Raw genomic sequence first — 16,648 nt, 5'->3', positions numbered from 1 at the left:
ACCGTAAATTTACGGCCTCTATGAATTATTTAGGTGTTTTAATTTGACGTGCCATGTCTAGATAAGCAGTCATATTCGCTCCTGGACGACGACGGCCATTAGAGCTAGTAGCCGAAGGAGCCAGATATTTTGGTGCAAAGGTTGTTTCTTTTGGCTCCTCTTTCAGAACTTTGGCTGCTGCAGCTTTTTCCTTTTTGCCCGGTTCAACTTTCAGACCCTCAGCAGTCTGAACTAGCGTAACATCAGCTGGTTTGGGATTTTTAGCTGATTTTTCCTTAGTCTTAGCCTTAGTCGCAGCAGTTTTTGTTCCATTCAATGAATCTGGTTTAGATGGAGTTGGTGCTTCTGATGAAATTGTCTCTGCTACTTTCTTAGCATTCGATGCAACTGTCGATGTAACTGTATCTGCTACTTTCTTCGCGTTCGATGCTACCTCTTTAGCAGCATCTTTGGCAGCATCTTTGGCTTCGTCCAATTCTAAGAAATAGCCGTTGCTTTTTTTCCCTGGTAACAATCCAGTAACAAAACCCAGAATCCCACCAAAAAAACCCTGAATACCCGAAATTAACTTTTTGATAAAATCCATTACAATTACTCCTGCCTTTTACCTTTTATATTTTGAACTCGACCGTAATTGTTAAAAATTACGACAAAATGTTACATTATCTATTTGGCATCACCCCGTTCTGGTGACAACCCTTATAGGTTTGTACTTAATTAACATTGTAGTAAAACCACAGGGCAAATGTTCTATTGCAAGCATTTGCAACCTGCACGCACCAAGAACTAATTATTAAATTTTACTGTAGCTAAGAGCAAGATTCTGAAAGCAAGCTTTACAATAATTAACATTTCTTTGTTTGGTAAATACCCAATTGAAGTTAAATAAGCAGTTTGCTCCACCCAGTCGAAAGAGTGTCATAGCCTATTGGCAAACGAACTGATTAATTTGTAAAACTTTATACAAATTCTCTTTGGAAGCATTTTAGTTTTGTTTGCCACAATAACTTTTAAAGAATCCGAAAAACAATAGCTTCAGTTTGTAGAGCAGTATGTGTCTACAAAAGTTAAATACACCCCTGAATCTTAGTTAGATTTTGTAAATGAACATTGAAAATCAACAACGCAATCCCGTTTTGTTAATACATGGCATTGACGACACAGAAGCAGTTTTCCATAAAATGGCGGCTCAATTAAGACTACAGGGTTGGTCTGTATATTCCCTGAATCTCTTACCTAATAATGGTGATGTGGGTCTTGATGAATTGGCAAAACAGGTAGCCGATTATGTTACAGCCACCTTTGCACCAGAACAAAGTTTAGATTTAATCGGCTTTAGTATGGGAGGAATTGTCAGCCGTTACTATGTTCAGCGATTGGGAGGAATTAACCGCGTGCAGCGGTTTATTACCATCTCTTCACCCCATTATGGAACTGTGGTTGCTTATGGTTCTAGGCGTCCTGGTTGCCTACAAATGCGCCCCGACAGCATTTTTCTCAAGGATTTAAATTCTGATGCTGTAATGTTGGAACAGCTAGATTTTACGTCTATCTGGACACCTTATGATTTAATGATTGTCCCAGCAAATAGTTCACAAATGCCCGTAGGCAGCCAAGTAATAGTACCAGTTACTCTACACCCTTGGATGCTGACAGACCCCAGGAGTTTAAGAGTAGTCACAACAGCTTTAGCAAAGCCTATTAAGCTACCCTTGCTGAATAAAAAATCCAGTCAGTAGCTAGAATGCTTGCTACGTTTGATTTATTCATCTTTGATTACAAATTACGAATTACGTTAGCGCCGGCGGCAAGCGACGCAGGAGCGTCATTACGAATTACGAATTTCTTAAATCCTATCCCCAATTTGCGTATGTTCGTAACTCCCAAAAATCGCCTCTGGGTGACGATAATACTTGAACTCCATGAGATTATAAAAGGGATCTTCTAAAAAGAAAGTGCGATGCTCAAGAGGAGAACCCACAAAGCGATTTTTGGTTTCTTCACGAAAAAGCAGCTGTTGTTGTTGTGCCCTTTGTAGTAAGTCTTGCCAGTCACGTTCTTGGGTAAAAATTAACCCAAAATGTCTGGGATAGATAGTTTGTTGCGGTGCCAAAGGTTCTTTTGTGACATGAGCTACTAATTGATGACCGTAGAGATTGAGTATCAGGGCGTGGTGGTTTTCACGACCAGGAATGCAGCCCAAACCATCTACATAATATGCTTTTGTTTGGGCAATGTCAGTTACAGGAAAAGCTAGATGGAATAAAGTTTGGCTCATAACTTAATCTGAAAAATACTAGTAATTTCTGCTATCTACAATTTATGCTATTAAGTTTTGATTGTGGTTAACTTGGACACAGTTTTTATTGACATTAACTTATATTCTTTATCCTTATTACTAAGATTGGGGACTAAGCGATACTTTTGCCACTTTACTCTGCGGCTATGGAGAAGAGTCTACCTAACTCAAAAGAAGTTTTGCATTTTGTTTAATCATTGCAGCGTATATCTAAGACATCATTGATGGTTTGAGACTCAGCTTTCAGAATGATGCCTACGCAATTTAGTGAATAATACAAACATATTACTTTATCTAGAGAGGTTGCAAAAATAAAGTACTAAGCATCACAAATTCGTTATTCTGTTGATATTCAGACAAAATTACTCATGATTAATTGCTGATGTCATCCTCAATAGATTCTGTAAATCCCTGGTTAGTAGCAGTAGTATTAAACACAATTTTATTGGGTTTAGCTTGGATTGCTCCCAAAAAGCTACTTACCCCTGCTGGATTATTCCACGCCTGGTTCCTGGCCATCTTAATTTGGGTAACTCTAGGCTGGCAAGGATATGCAGTAGTAATGTTCTATTTTTTGGTTGGTTCTGGCGTTACCCGCATCGGGATGGCGCAGAAGGAAGCAGAAGGAATTGCTGAAAAGCGTTCTGGGGCAAGAGGCCCAGAAAATGTTTGGGGTTCGGCTTTGACTGGGGCGCTGTGTGCTTTGGGAGTAGGAATAATAAATTCGGGATTCCTCGTACCTACTACCCAGTCGGTAATCCCCAATACTTCGGCTTCGCTCAGTACAAGTCTCCTGTCTCTATTATTGCTAGCCTATATAGCGAGTTTCAGTACCAAGCTAGCTGACACCACTGCCAGCGAAGTCGGTAAAGCTTATGGGAAAAGCACCTTTTTGATTACCACACTCCAACCAGTACCTCGCGGTACAGAAGGAGCGGTAAGCTTGGAGGGAACTTTAGCCGGGATTGTGGCTTCTGTGGCGATCGCACTTGTGGGTTGGGGAGTTGGCTTAATCGATCTATTGGGAGTCGCTTGGTGTGTGCTGGCAGCATTTATTGCTACTAACCTAGAAAGTGTGATTGGCGCAACACTGCAATCTAAGTATACCTGGCTGACCAATGAAGTAGTAAATATTTTTAATACATTAATCGGTGCGATCGCATCTGTGCTACTTGCTTGGACATGGATAACTTTCATTAACTAGACTGGCGAGAATAAACAATTACCATTACTCGTTTAAGTGGGGCATTGAGCAAAACAACTCTGTTAGCTGATAGCGGGGCATTTAGCCCGTTACCAGTCCCAGATTCCCCACTCAGCACTTTTGAAGAGCATTGGTAGAAAATAACTAATTTGCCTTACTACTGCGCCACCACTAATATTTTCAATCCTGATTTTGTCCCCACTAGACTGTAAAAACGATCGTGGCAAATTATTTTATTTACTAGTTATATAATTTTTTGACCATTTAGATGTAATTAGTTCATGGAATCTTTATCATTTTTATCTATAAATGACTAGATGATTTCTATATGATTGAATTTAAAAGTACTATAAGTGTTTAACAATTTTCACATAATTAGTTCATGGAATCTTTATCATTTTTGACAATTAATGACCAAATAATTTCTATAGAGCAAGCAGTAAAATACTTGCAAGCTTCTGGAAAATTGGGACAATTCATTGGGGATATTCTCCGGCAGTACGTAATTGAGGAAGAAATCCGAACACGAGATGATATTGAAATTGGTACCGCAATAACTGAACAGGCAATTATTGACTTTCGGCTGAAAAATCAACTTACTGACCCCCAAAGTTTTCAAGAATGGTTAAAGACAAATAATACAGATTATGCTAATTTTCACACATCGGTTGCTTTTGGTTACAAGTTAGAAAAACTGAAAGCTGTAGTCACACAAACAAAACTCCCAGAATATTTTATTGAACGCAAGATTTTTTTGGATCGGGTGGTACTTTCCCGGATTGTTGTTGATAATCGAGAATTGGCAGACGAACTCCAAACCCAAATTGAAGAAGGAGGTAGTTTTGAGCAACTAGCTAAAGAGTATTCCCTTTCAGACGATCGAATTGTGAATGGCATGATGGGAATCGTCAGCCGAGGTAGTATGCCGGATATATTACGGGCAGCTATTGATGTGGCCAGTCCTGGACAATTGATCGGACCAATAGAAATCGTTGGCAAAGACTCTCCCCAAGGAGAAGGGCCTTATGGTTTGTTTCGAGTAGAACAATTTCTACCAGCGTCTTTAGAAGATACTCAACTACAGCAAGCACTACAAAATGAGTTGTTTGAAAAATGGCTAGCAGAGAAAATTCAAAAACTGACAGTCAAGTTACAAGTGAGTTAAAAATTCTGGATAATGAATCTTTACGATTAAAAGTGCTAGCTTCTTTGCCTTGGAATCAGCCACCGCTATCCTGGCTGACTCCCGAACAACAATCCCGATTGGAAAATGAGTGCCAAACCCGCCAGTATCGTCTTGGAGAAAAAATCTGGTCAAACGATGTCGGTGGCTATCAATTTTTAATTGTGGCTGGAAAAGTCCGCTTGCGAGAAGAGGGCGTTGGCAAACCAATAGCCGCCCTAGATGTAGGGGATTGGTTTGGCGACTTCCAAAAGCTGTCTGCGGATTTTAAAGCTGTAGCTGCTAGTAAAGAAGTGATAGTAGTTTATTGGGATACTGCGCTGTGGGCAGAATTTTCTCATCCACAAATTCAGGAATTTTGGCAAGCGTTACCAGTAGAGATGGAGGGACAAAGAGAGACATTTTCCTTCTCTAGCACTCCTTCAGTAACTTCAGGCTCAAACGGGACTTCCAGCCCCCACAGCCTCCAACCCCAAAAAGGACTCCCAGCCGCCAATTTAATCACTGCAATTTATCCGTTTGTTGCCAGTTGGAATACCGCTGCTGCGTGTTTAACAATGGTGGCGCAACAGTTAGAAAATTCTGTGCAACTGGAATGGGTGCAGCGTCAACTCAGAGGACAACGCCCAAAACAGGTTGTGGAAGCAGCAGAAAAGTTAGGGTTAGTGTTGCGGCGCTTACAAGTGAGTTGGAGTGAGTTGCGACAGTTGTCATTTCCAGCTTTATTGCTGTGGAATTCTGACTCACCCCAGAGTCCATCCTGGGTGGTGGCTTATGGAGTTAAAGGCGATCGCTTAATTATCGCTAATCCTCTAAATCCCGAACGGACTTGTGAAAGCTTGCCGCAGTCGATAGTTGAGGCGTCTTGGGATGGACAATTGTGGCAAGTAGAACTAATATCCCAGCAAGAAAAATTTAACCTTAGTTGGTTTACCCCAGCAGTTTGGAAGTATAAAGGATTGCTCACAGAAGTATTGTTAGCATCTTTTACCTTGCAGCTTTTGGGGTTAACAACACCGTTAATTACCCAAGTCGTCATTGATAAAGTGATGGTGCAGGGGAGTTTGCCAACTCTCGATGTGATGGCGCTGGCACTTTTATGCGTAGCCATATTTGAATCCGTACTGGGTATTCTGCGCCTATTCATCTTTACCCATACAGCTCGCCGTCTGGATTTGAGTTTATCAGCGCAGCTATTTCGCCATTTGATGCGTCTGCCATTAGCTTATTTTGAGTCGCGCCGCGTCGGAGACACAGTAGCACGAGTCCAGGAACTCGAACAAATTCGTCAGTTTCTCACAGGTACAGCATTAACTGTAATTCTAGATAGCATCTTTGCTGTAGTCTACCTGGCATTGATGTTTTACTATAATATCCCACTTACCTTTGTTGCCTTAGCAGTACTGCCGTTGTTTGCTACATTGACGATAGTTGCAACACCAATTCTGCGTAACTGGCTCAACGAAACTTTTAACCGGAGTGCTGATAGTCAATCATTTCTAGTGGAGACAGTGACGGGGATTCACTCCGTTAAAGCCCATGCAGCCGAACCAGTAGCCCGCGATCGCTGGGAAGGCTTATTTGCCCGCTTCATTCGCACTGGCTTTAAAGCTTCTACCACCTCCAATATCAGCAGCAACATTGGTGACTTTCTCACGAATTTTTCCACGATGCTGATTCTTTGGTATGGAGCCAAGTTAGTCATCGAACAAAAACTCACAATTGGACAGCTTGTTGCATTTCAAATGCTGTCTGGTAGAGTTACAGGCCCGCTTTTGCGCTTAGTACAGTTGTGGCAAAACCTTCAACAAGTGCTACTTTCTGTAGATCGCATTGGTGATATTCTCAACGTTTCCCCCGAAGCTGAACTGGGAACTGGCTTAGTTTTGCCACCCCTGAAAGGACAAATCACCTTCGAGCAAGTATTTTTCCGCTACCGCCCGAACTTTGACGCAATTCTGCGGGGAATCTCTTTCAGTGCCGAACCAGGGCAGTTTGTTGGCATTGTCGGACGTAGCGGTTCTGGAAAAAGTACCCTGTCTAAACTATTACAACGCCTCTATCAAATTGAATCAGGACGCATCCTGATTGATGGTTTTGATATAAAAAGTGCCGATTTAGCCTCACTCAGGCAACAAGTTAGTGTAGTTCTCCAAGAAGACTTTTTATTTAACGGTTCTATTTTGGAAAATATCACTCTCGGTAGTCCTGACATTACCGCAGAGCAAGTAGTAGAAGCGGCAAGATTAGCCGTGGCACACGACTTCATTAGTCAATTACCATACGGTTACGAAACCAATGTTGGCGAACGCGGTACAGCTTTATCTGGTGGACAAAGACAACGTATTGCTCTAGCAAGGCTATTTCTTTCCCAAGCGCCGATTTTAGTTTTAGATGAAGCTACTAGTGCTTTGGATAGTGAAACAGAACAACAAGTGCTGCAAAATCTGCAAAAAATTTCCACCAACCGTACCGTGTTTCTGATTGCTCACCGCTTTGCACCCCTTAAACGTGCTGACTTGATTTTGGTATTGGAGCAAGGCGTGATTGCCGAACGTGGTACTCACTCACAATTGTTGCAACAAAAGGGTTTGTACTGGTCACTATATCAACGACAGCAAGCAAATATCTAGTGATGCCAAGTCTAGATTTAACATTACCTTTAGTAGTTCAGCTTTTAAAACACTTCTTGGATAAGCAGCCAACCCATATTTAACCTCAATAATTCAACTAAAAGCGCTCTCAATCCTAGAGAGCGTTTTGCTGTTTGGTAATGGTCTGGCTTTCTTACTTTGCCCAAATCTTATACTATTGACAAAAATCTTTGCAACACATGAATCGGTTATATGGGCGACATTTATACGCCCCTACTAGCTGTATTCTACACAATCGAAAACAGCTAATACTTAGTCAATTGCTACTTTTTTGTTATTATAATGATATCATTTTAATAGCAAGAAACAAATTACAGAAATAGATAATGAAGCAGCCAATCGAGGAATTTCCAGCGTTTAAAGTCAATGGCTTCATAGCTTTGAGCATAATCCTAGCTTTAGCAATTTTTGGCAGTTGGCAGGTTTGGGCAACAATACAGGGATTAATAGAAGTATTAGGCAGAAGTCTTAAAATCGAAGACTTTGGCGATTTAGCAGAAATAGGTGCATGGTTGGGAGCGACACTGATCGTAGTAGTAATTCCTTCACTGTCGGGTTTGTTTACAGTTGAGCCGAATCAAGCAATAGTACTAGTCTTTTTAGGGAGTTATGTTGGTACTGTCAAAGAAGCAGGGTTTTGGTGGACTAACCCTTTAACCAATAAACGCCAGGTATCTTTACGGGTTCGCAACTTTAACAGCAAAATATTGAAAGTAAACGATGCTCAAGGCAGCCCGATAGAGATTGCAGCCGTGGTAGTGTGGCAAGTAGTAGAATCAGCCAAGTCTAGATTTGCGGTTGATGACTACGAGCAATTTGTTGCCATCCAGAGTGAAACAGCAATACGCGCCCTAGCAATCCGCTATCCTTATGACGCGCCTGATGAACAATCAATTCCTTCGTTACGTGCAGTACCTGATGAAATCGCGCTTTTCCTCCAAAAAGAATTGCAAGCGAGACTGGAAGTTGCAGGAGTTGAAGTATTAGAAGCGAAACTTTCTCATCTTGCGTATGCTCCAGAAATTGCTCAAATGATGTTGCGTCGTCAACAAGCCAAAGCAATGATTGATGCACGGCGGCAAATTGTTGATAGTGCAGTAGGAATGGTTGATGAAGCACTAAAACGGATCAGTGAACAACAAATGATTGACTTGGATGATGAACGTAAAGCCGCTATGATTAACAATCTGCTGGTTGTCCTAACCTCAGAACAGAACATCCAACCAGTGATTAACACTGGCAGCCTTTACGCCTAAGACATGAGCCAAAAAAAACGGTTTTTACTGCGTTTAGACCTTGAGTTATACGAAGTGCTGGAAAAATGGTCTTCTGACGAATTAAGGAGCGTTAATGCTCAAATTGAGTATCTCCTGACAGAAGCAGCACGCAAAACAGGAAGATGGAAACAAGATAAGCGCCAAAAAAATATTAAAAAGCACAAGCCGGATACACAGGCGCAAGACACATTAGATGATTAATCCTAAATCCAATACTCGTAAGGTGTGATGGGAATGGTGTGCTTTTAAATCAGGTATTTGTTGTCTTATACCAATTCATAATTCGTAATTCGTAATTAATAAAGTCAGATATGGCAAGGCTTTCGGGGTTTGAATGTGTTGCCTCATTTTAGAGAATTGGTATTATTGGCTCACTGGTAAGGGAACTAGAAACAATTCTTTTTAAGGTATAAAAATAGCTGTATTAACGGAGCGTAACGCACCGTACTGTCATGACACAGTTAAGGTAGTGTATTAAAAATACGTGAGTTCGATGAACCTCTGCCTCCCTCACGGGGAAAGGGAGGAGTAACGAGAAATTAGGGTTTTGGCTCTCCTCTCCGACACGGAGAGGGGTTGGGGGAGAGGTCAAAAAAGGGCTTGTCGAACTCACGTTAAAAATTTCTGGAAACTCTAATTTCAGAAATATAATGCAATTTTTATATTGCACCAATTTCGACTAGTTAACTAGCAATAATTTAAAATCGACTTGATTAATTAACTCTTAAGAAAACCCACTTTTTTTAAAATGTTTTTTGGTAGTAAATTTAGCAATTTGTTATGAAATTCCATAGTAATTTTTGACAATGGAGTTTTTTCACACATTAAAACCTTTTTTTGAAAGGTTTTAACGCTTCAATCTGTCAAAAAAAGATTGCTATCTTTGAGAAAAAAATTTATGAGCATTGATGATGTTAATAACAATGTGTTGTCAAATAAACGGCTCAATGTCACTTCAATCTCCTCATTAGATAGCTTTAATACGAAGGATGACTACAGCCTTAACTTCAGCAGACATAGTAGCTATAACTCAGCCGATGCTGATGTGCGGTTATTAAATAACGGTGACTCCGAAAATAGCAATAACGCTACTGCTAATACTTTTAACGCTCAAAATTATAACTCTACTAATGGCTATGGCTTGATTAATGGAGCAGCAGCAGTGGCTAGAGCTATTGGTCAAAATACCTTTGCTGATGTTCCCGATCTCGGTGGCAATAATTGGGGAGCAGACCTAATTAAAGCACCGGAAGTTTGGGCACATGGATACACAGGTAAAGGCGTTGTTGTCGCTGTTGTAGATACTGGAGTTGACTACAACCACGAAGATTTAAAAAATAATATCTGGACGAATAGCAAGGAAATTGCAGGTAATGGTATAGATGATGATGGCAATGGCTATGTTGATGATACTTACGGCTGGAACTTCGCCGATCAAAATAACAACACCCTAGATGACAACGGTCATGGTACTCATGTTTCCGGCACGATCGCAGGAGAAAATAATAACTACGGTGTCACTGGTATTGCCTACGATGCCAAGATTATGCCTGTCAAAGCTTTAGATAGCTCTGGCTCTGGTTCCTATAGTTCCATATCTAAGGGTATTCGCTACGCTGTGGATAATGGAGCTAATGTGATTAACCTCAGTTTAGGAGGCTCATCTTCTAATCGCACTCTAGAGTCAGCCATTGACTATGCCAGCAGTAAAGGAGTGATTGTTGTCATGGCAGCAGGTAATGATGGTGGCTCATCACCAGAATATCCCGCCCGCTATGCATCCAAGTCGGGAATTGCCGTTGGGGCAGTAGATAAGAATAACAATTTGGCCGATTTCTCTAACCGCTCTGGAACAAATCCAATCGCTTACGTCACAGCTCCCGGAGTCAAGATTTATTCATCAGTTCCGAATAATCAGTATGCAACTTATAGCGGCACATCTATGGCTGCTCCCCACGTTGCTGGTATCGTTGCCCTGATGCTTAGTGCTAACCCTAACCTGACTGATGCCCAAGTACGTCAGATTGTCACAGAAACCGCAGAAAATAGTACACAAACTACAAGCTCTAGTTTTAATATTTCTCATGTCAGTTCTCTAGCGAGTCAGGTAATTGCAGAAACCGCAGGAAGTAACACACAAACTACAAACTCTAGTTTTAATATTTCTCATGTCAGTTCTCTAGCGAGTCAAGTGATTGCAGAAACCGCAGGAAATAACACACAAACGACAAACTCTAGTTTTAATAGTTCCAATTTTGGCTCTCTAATCGGTCAGGGAATTACAGAAACCACAAGATATCTAACACCAGAAAATATCGTTAGTTTTAATAATTCCAATTTTGGCTCTTTAATCGGTCAGGGAATTACTGAATACACAAGATATCTAACACCAGAAAATATCGCTAGTTGGAAGAATTCTGATTTTAGCCCTGTAATTGGTCAGGCAACTACAGAAACCACAAAATATCTGATATCAGCCGAAGGTAATAACATATCAACAAATCCAGAATTATGGTCGCAATTTCAAAATTATGAGAATATTCTGGGCAGTATCAATGTAAATAGCAATCAGGATGAGAATAATCCAGATTTTGTCAAACTACTAGAGGGAATGCAAAAACAAATAGATCAGTATAGAAAATTTTTGGGTATAGCTTGAAAATTATAGCGATTTGCAGTTAAGTTCAATACTTCTCGGTTAAGAGAATTAACTTGCTCATCATTAGTGAATAAATGTAGGGTTTCATTGGTGTCAACTTAACGTGAAAGCCAGCCGAGAACAAGCTTTTAGATATTGTCTCGGTTGTCTCGTTCCCAGTCTCCGACTGGGGATGTTCGTCGTTGAGGCGGAGCCTCAAGACTTGCGGCAGAGCCGCAATGAGCAGCATTTCCAGCCAGAGGCTGGAAACGAGGTTATGAAAAGGAGTTTGAGCTTAAGTTGACACTACTGAACAATACTAAACCCTTACTTTTTGCTAATCTAACAGACTTTTCTACCTAACAGAAAATGCCTCGCTGAATCGCCGCGTCACAGGTTCAGTAATGAATGTCAAAATTGACTTTTTACGAGTAACAATTTCACCTGTAGCAGCCATCCCTGGTGTAAATTCTACTTCTTGACCCCGGACGTTTACTGAGTGTTTATTTAGCTTAATTCTCGTCGGAAAAACTAAACCTAATTCTTTATCAGCAATTGCATTTGGACTGACTTGCGTAACTTCACCATCGACAATCCCAAATTCTTGGAAGGGAAAAGTCGCCATTTTCACTTTTGCCTTCATTCCTTGACGAATGAATCCAATATCGCGGTTGAGAACTTTCACCTCTAGAAGCATTTCTTCCCCTTCCGGCAAAATTGACAGCAATTCTTCACCCGATTGTACTGGTCCCTTGGTGGCTTTGACTTTATAGATTGTACCGGCTACGGGAGCCTCAATCGTTTCTAAAGCTTGTTGCTTCCTTGCCTGCTCTAATTGACCTTGTACAGTTGTCAGTTCTTCTTTACGCTTATTAAACTGCGTCAAAATTTCGCTTTGGCGTTCTGATGCTACACGCTGGGCCTGACTGCGTGCAGCGTTGTAAGCTTGTTCTGCTTGGCGAATTTCCTGGACTTGAGCAGCAATATCTTTTTCTAATGATGTGACTTTATCTTGAGCCTCTGTGATTCTATTCTGGGCGTTGATGACTTCATCTTGCGATCTAGTGATTTCTGTCTTTGCACGAGTTAATCTTTCTTGGGCATCCAGGTAATCGACACGAGGCACAGCGCCAGGAGTAATTAGAGTACGTAGGCTTTTTTCCCTTTCTTGAGCAAGGGCTAAATTACTTTCAATTTTAATTCGGATGCTGTCTGCATTGACAAGGTTGGTTTGAGCATTCGCAAAGCTGCTTTTAGCATTAACTAAGTTATCTTGTAACCTGCTCAAGCGGACTTTAGCTTGATCGATGAGTGCTATTTGGCGATTTGCTTCTGCTTCTGCTGCTGCTTGACGCGCTTGGAAGTCTTGGAGGCGGGAACTTAAAAGTTCATCTTGCAGTTTCGTCCCAGCAGTTTTGCCTCCAACGCGTTCTGCATCCAAACGTTGTAAATCGTCTTGAATCAATCTGCTAGATTTAGCTAGGCGGGATACATCGGTTACTTGCAAGTCTGGATCTTTTTGAATCAGAACTTGACCTTTAGTAACGCGATCGCCTTCTTGCACTTTTACAGCGACAATTGACCCTCCACCCAAAGATGTCACCGGTCTTACCTGTGTAGAAGCAATTAATTCCCCCGGTGCTGTTGCGACTTCATCGATTTGTGAGAAGTACGCCCAAGCGATCGCCCCAAATACGATGGCGCTCATCGTTCCTGCTAATAATCTCGTGTACAGGGGCGGTAATTCCTGTACCGCCTTCCCCAACTCATAAGTAAGTTGTTCCTCCGGTTGGGCGAATCGCTCTTTTGTCTGACGTGCTTGAGCAGCATTTACCATATATTTTTGTCCTTTATCATTTATCATCTGTCATTAGTCATTTGTCCTTTGTTATTCACTAATGACAAATGACTAATGACTAATGTTTAATTCAAACTGCTAAATAGCGCCGCAAAAAAGTTTCTAATGTCTCTAATTGGAAGTTAAAAATTGCCTCTAAATTGGCAATTTCATCTTTTGTACAGAAAAATTCATTTGCTAGCAATGTGCGATAAGTACCCAAAGCTTTTTGGATTTTGGGATTAAATAAACCCAATGCACCCTGTAACCCATCAATGACAAATAGGGGTGAGTTAATTATTACTGGTTCTTTGGCGAAAATCCGACCAAAAATCCGAGGAATATCTTCTCGCAATAAAATCTCCGGCCCTCCGACGGGTAAAATTTGGTTACGAGCGCCTTCAACTGTCACAGAATCCACTACTATCTTTGCTAAATCATCAGTACTGACAATTGAGGTACGGTTTTTGCGATCGCCAACCAGCAGATACAATCCCGTTTCTCGAAATCTTTCTACTAGTGGCAGCAAGTTAGATGCTAATCCAGATGGGCGCAAAATAGTGTAATTTAAGCCACTAGCTGCCAAATATCGCTCTACTGCTCGTTTAGCTTTAAAAACGGGAGCGTTTTCATAACCGCGATCGGCTCCCAGAACAGAAATGAAGACAAAATGCTCTACGCCATTGGCTTTTGCCTGGTCGATCAGTTCAATATTGGCGCGGTAATCTAAAGATAGGGCATCGCTATCAGAACCGTGGGCGCTGATAATATACCGCACACCCTGACTAGCTTTCTGGATATATTTTTCCTCTAGCAAGTCACCAATGAAAATTTCTGCACCCCGATGTTCTAACTCGCTATAGCGCGAGGTAAGGCGGACAAATGCCCGCACAGACTGTTCTCGTTGTCGTAGGAGTCGCACAACTCTGCGACCAATTCCTCCGGTTGCCCCAGTTACTAGAAACATACAAATACCTAAATTGAATAGTTACAGCGTTTATAGTTGTCAAAATGCTCGATATATGGTCAAAATCCATTGAGCAATACTTAAATAGAGATATGAGCATATTTTTATACTTTGTTACCATGCTCAAGATATTCTCACGCCAATAAGTCACACCTTATTCATTTTAATACTCTGAAAATGATCCCCCATATTTTTGTAGATGTCGGGGATAGATGAATAAGACGATGCAACACGAAAAAGGGGGATGTCGGGGATGCAGAGGAGGCAAAATAATGAATAAAGAAGCAATTAAAGAAAGATCATACGTGCAATCCAAGAAGCATTAGATAAAGATAGAGAAAAGTAATCTTAAAGAAATAGTTGTCATAACTGTGAGAATTACTGGTATCAGTCAGCAATCAAGCATATTGCTTTCTTAATATGCTTGATTGCTTGCGGAAAACACCAAAATGAGAAAGCAAACTGAGGTTTGAATCAGTCAAACGTTATTTTACTTGCGGAAAACACCAAAATGAGAAAGCAAACACAGCTTTTGAGTAAGTCAAACGTCATTTTGCTTGCGGAAAACACCAAAATGAGAAAGTAAATACAGCTTTTGAGTAAGCAAACTGGGGTTTGAGTAAGTCAAATGCCATTTTGCTTATTAAATTCGACTTTATATATTGTTTCGAGCAAGTAATTAGTTATTGTCAATCGTGACTTTTTCGGCTTATTCCCTGGCTTGGATGTAATCAATATTTATTGCATAACTTAACGTGAATTCGACGAGTACTATTTTGACCTCTCCCCCAGCCCCTCTCCTACCAGGAGAGGGGAGCAAAAACCTGTAATCTCGTACTCCTTCCTCTCCTGACACAGACGCACTCGCGTTCGCCTTTTAGGAGAGGGAGGCTGGGAGGGAGAGGTCTGTCGAACTCACGTTAACTTAGCAGCGTCGATGCTTGAAACCCCTATTTTTAAATATGGGGTTCCCCCTTCCCACTTCCCCCTTCCCCTTTCCCCCTTCCCCTTCCTTTCTTCATCAGCGTATTCATTTGCAATAAACCTTTTTACTTGTCGCTTGTAGGACAAGGAACAGACTTTTCTCCTGACCAATCTGTAAGAGTATTTTCATCTTTATAATGCCGGGGAGTTTGCAGCAGCGAATTCCAAGCCTCCCCAGCATCTAATAAATTAAAGTTTTCAGAATGGTGAGTTTCTAACAAATCCCTAACTATAACATAATAGTCCGAGTTCATTCCTGGGAAAATATGATGTTCAGTGTGGTGAGAAAAATTTAAATGCAACAAGTCAAATATTTTGTAAACCCGGAGAGACATACTATTAATGAGTGGATCGTTAACGTTGGTCATCGGACAAAGTAAATGATTTGTATAAATATAAAAAATTACTCCAGCATAACCAATCGCAATCGGTAAAAAGTAAGCAAGTATGAGCTTTATAGGGTCAAATTGGAGATAGATGAGGATACTCAGATGAATCACGATCATCATCAATAATTCCCCTGCGATCGCTCGACGATCTTTAGGACTGACTGTAAATGCAGCAGGAACATAATCGACGGATTTATGATTGAAAAACAGCACAGATGTCAGATTGCGAAAAGTATGTACTCCCCAAGCAGAAGTCATTCCCACTATGAACCATACAGGATTGACTTCAGTTGAAGGCACAAATAAGTCCTGAATCCATTTTCCCCAGGTTGAAGATTGTTCATACAAGTAATTACGATCTGGGTCGCTTAAATCATTAGTGTGATTATGATGCACTCGATTATGAACTGCTTTCCATAATGTTGGTGGCATCCACAACATTGTTAGTCCTATAAAGCTAATTATATAGATTAATCGGGGGTTTTTAATTACGCTACCATGCATCAAATCGTGGGTGCTAAATAGTAAGACAACGACGCTATTGCCCATAACTATGCTTAAAGGTACATAAAGCCATAAAAGGTATGGCGACCAAGAATCTAACCGCACTGCTATCATCCAACCCAGGATTAAAATTGCCAGATTAATGAACAAGATAATTAACTTACTTGGATCGGGAATGAATGCTTCATGTGGCATCAGGGAACGTAATTCTTTCGCATATATTTTCTGGTGAAGAAGTGTTTTATCTGTACTAACATTCATAAATAATTTTCCAGTTAGATAATTTTACTGAGTAAAGTTTTGCGGGAAATCGTAGCGTTTTTCAACTGGAATAATTAAATTCACAAGTAGGTAAGTATTTAAATCCTAACACAAAATATTTCTGCGGTAGACTTCTTGCATAATTTTGGCATTGCCTACACGTCTTCCTCAGAAGAATTTCTGTGGTTCAAAGTGAAAGTTATCTGAAGCTGACTAAAATTATTGTTTTATTCATATTACTAGCTAGAGGCTATTAATATGTCAATTTTATCTTGGTAAGTAATAATTGTTTTAGTAATAGCTTTAGTCGTTATTTTCTAATCACTAAAGTGCTTACTAAAAACCCTCGATATTAGGTTGAAAAATTATACTAATTGAAAAAAAGAATACAACAAATAGACTATTTGTAGAGACGCGATTCATCGCGTCTTTACCCAATAATGTGCTAAAA

General features: G+C 40.6%; 12 protein-coding genes. 7 read left to right on the top strand and 5 right to left on the bottom strand.

All coding sequences use genetic code 11. The features are described from left to right. Positions 1 to 25 precede the first annotated feature (25 nt). The gene (locus ACR5KR_RS21210) at positions 26 to 586 is read right to left on the bottom strand and encodes a hypothetical protein (RefSeq protein ID WP_445630629.1); all 561 of its coding nucleotides are present in this window, start codon (positions 584 to 586) and stop codon (positions 26 to 28) included. Positions 587 to 1,103: 517 nt separating this feature from the next. Between ACR5KR_RS21210 and ACR5KR_RS21205 the strand changes: the two genes are divergently transcribed. Continuing rightward, positions 1,104 to 1,739: an esterase/lipase family protein gene (locus ACR5KR_RS21205; RefSeq protein ID WP_448267898.1), complete on the top strand. Its 636-nt coding sequence runs from the start codon at positions 1,104 to 1,106 to the stop codon at positions 1,737 to 1,739. Between the two features lie 107 nt (positions 1,740 to 1,846). Here ACR5KR_RS21205 and ACR5KR_RS21200 read toward each other — a convergent pair whose 3' ends face one another. Further along, positions 1,847 to 2,278, bottom strand: coding sequence for a VOC family protein (locus tag ACR5KR_RS21200; protein ID WP_322696621.1), 432 nt, complete (start codon positions 2,276 to 2,278; stop codon positions 1,847 to 1,849). Between the two features lie 403 nt (positions 2,279 to 2,681). Here ACR5KR_RS21200 and ACR5KR_RS21195 point away from each other — a divergent pair, with 403 nt between their 5' ends. From ACR5KR_RS21195 to ACR5KR_RS21170, 6 genes are all read left to right on the top strand, one after another. Next, the gene (locus ACR5KR_RS21195) at positions 2,682 to 3,503 is read left to right on the top strand and encodes a DUF92 domain-containing protein (protein WP_448267897.1); all 822 of its coding nucleotides are present in this window, start codon (positions 2,682 to 2,684) and stop codon (positions 3,501 to 3,503) included. Positions 3,504 to 3,885: 382 nt separating this feature from the next. Beyond that, positions 3,886 to 4,668, top strand: a complete 783-nt coding sequence (locus ACR5KR_RS21190; RefSeq protein WP_445630633.1) for a peptidylprolyl isomerase — start codon at positions 3,886 to 3,888, stop codon at positions 4,666 to 4,668. Continuing rightward, positions 4,617 to 7,319: a type I secretion system permease/ATPase gene (locus ACR5KR_RS21185; RefSeq protein ID WP_445630634.1), complete on the top strand. Its 2,703-nt coding sequence runs from the start codon at positions 4,617 to 4,619 to the stop codon at positions 7,317 to 7,319. Before ACR5KR_RS21190 ends, ACR5KR_RS21185 begins: the two co-directional genes overlap by 52 nt. 347 nt (positions 7,320 to 7,666) lie before the next feature. Continuing rightward, a complete protein-coding gene (locus ACR5KR_RS21180) occupies positions 7,667 to 8,596 on the top strand; it encodes an SPFH domain-containing protein (RefSeq protein ID WP_448267896.1) in 930 nt (309 codons plus the stop codon). Between the two features lie 3 nt (positions 8,597 to 8,599). Beyond that, positions 8,600 to 8,818 carry a hypothetical protein gene (locus ACR5KR_RS21175; RefSeq protein ID WP_445630636.1) on the top strand — a complete coding sequence of 73 codons (219 nt, stop codon included), beginning with the start codon at positions 8,600 to 8,602 and terminating at the stop codon, positions 8,816 to 8,818. Between the two features lie 697 nt (positions 8,819 to 9,515). Continuing rightward, positions 9,516 to 11,276, top strand: a complete 1,761-nt coding sequence (locus tag ACR5KR_RS21170; RefSeq protein WP_448267895.1) for a S8 family peptidase — start codon at positions 9,516 to 9,518, stop codon at positions 11,274 to 11,276. A gap of 334 nt (positions 11,277 to 11,610) precedes the next feature. On the opposite strand, the gene ACR5KR_RS21165 is transcribed toward ACR5KR_RS21170, so the two are convergent. The 3 genes from ACR5KR_RS21165 to ACR5KR_RS21155 form a co-directional block, all read right to left on the bottom strand. Further along, the gene (locus tag ACR5KR_RS21165) at positions 11,611 to 13,119 is read right to left on the bottom strand and encodes an HlyD family efflux transporter periplasmic adaptor subunit (RefSeq protein WP_445630638.1); all 1,509 of its coding nucleotides are present in this window, start codon (positions 13,117 to 13,119) and stop codon (positions 11,611 to 11,613) included. 64 nt (positions 13,120 to 13,183) lie between these two features. Further along, positions 13,184 to 14,059 carry an SDR family oxidoreductase gene (locus ACR5KR_RS21160; RefSeq protein WP_445630639.1) on the bottom strand — a complete coding sequence of 292 codons (876 nt, stop codon included), beginning with the start codon at positions 14,057 to 14,059 and terminating at the stop codon, positions 13,184 to 13,186. Between the two features lie 1,049 nt (positions 14,060 to 15,108). Beyond that, positions 15,109 to 16,197: a fatty acid desaturase family protein gene (locus ACR5KR_RS21155; RefSeq protein ID WP_448267894.1), complete on the bottom strand. Its 1,089-nt coding sequence runs from the start codon at positions 16,195 to 16,197 to the stop codon at positions 15,109 to 15,111. Positions 16,198 to 16,648: the final 451 nt, after the last annotated feature.

The sequence above is a fragment of the Nostoc sp. DSM 114159 genome, from assembly GCF_053470285.1.
The sequence above is the reverse complement of the archived record's forward strand: the minus strand, read 5'-3'. Positions and strand labels throughout refer to the sequence as shown.